This window comes from Neisseria sp. P0021.S007, from assembly GCF_051956855.1.
The window spans coordinates 1-592 of the sequence record NZ_JBQCXA010000810.1 but is presented as its reverse complement, the minus strand read 5'-3'; the positions used below and the strand labels follow the sequence as shown (position 1 = coordinate 592).

The 592-nt window shown below is 45.6% G+C and carries 1 protein-coding gene and 1 pseudogene; both read left to right on the top strand.

Annotated features, from left to right (window positions below; translation table 11 throughout):
* Window positions 1-95: 95 nt before the first annotated feature.
* Complete coding sequence (locus tag ACTHUR_RS16080) at window positions 96-389, top strand: putative quinol monooxygenase (protein WP_070583491.1); 294 nt, start codon at window positions 96-98, stop codon at window positions 387-389.
* A gap of 61 nt (window positions 390-450) precedes the next feature.
* Window positions 451-592, top strand: a pseudogene (locus ACTHUR_RS16075) (ketol-acid reductoisomerase); the annotation flags it as partial.

Sequence of the window (592 nt, the reverse complement as noted above, 5' to 3'; positions counted from 1 at the left end):
GTCGTGGCGAGCGCATTTTGAAAATTTAACGCTGTATCGTTCAGACGGCCTTTTACTTTCAACAAAGGCCGTCTGAAAAACAGTAGGAGACAAATATGTCAAGCATCCAAATCGTTGCATTAGTTACCGTCAAACCCGAATACACCGAGGCTCTGGCTGCCCAATTTAAAGAATTGGTCAAAGCCAGCCGTGCAGAAGAAGGCAACATCAGCTACGACCTGCACCAAGAAATCGGCAAACCCAACCGTTTCGTATTCGTAGAAAGCTGGAAATCCCAAGCAGCTATTGATGAGCACAATGCCAGCGAACATTTCCAAAACTTCGTCAAATCCATCGAAGGAAAAACCGAAGCATTGGAAATCGTCTTGATGAACCAAGTCCCTGCCTAATCCCCTATTACTTTTAACTCAACCCGGATTATCCGGAACCCTCTTACACTAAGGAAATAAAATGCAAGTTTATTACGATAAAGACGCTGACCTTTCTCTGATCAAAGGCAAAACCGTTGCCATCATCGGCTACGGTTCACAAGGTCACGCACACGCAGCAAACCTGAAAGATTCCGGCGTAAATGTCGTAATCGGTCTGCGCC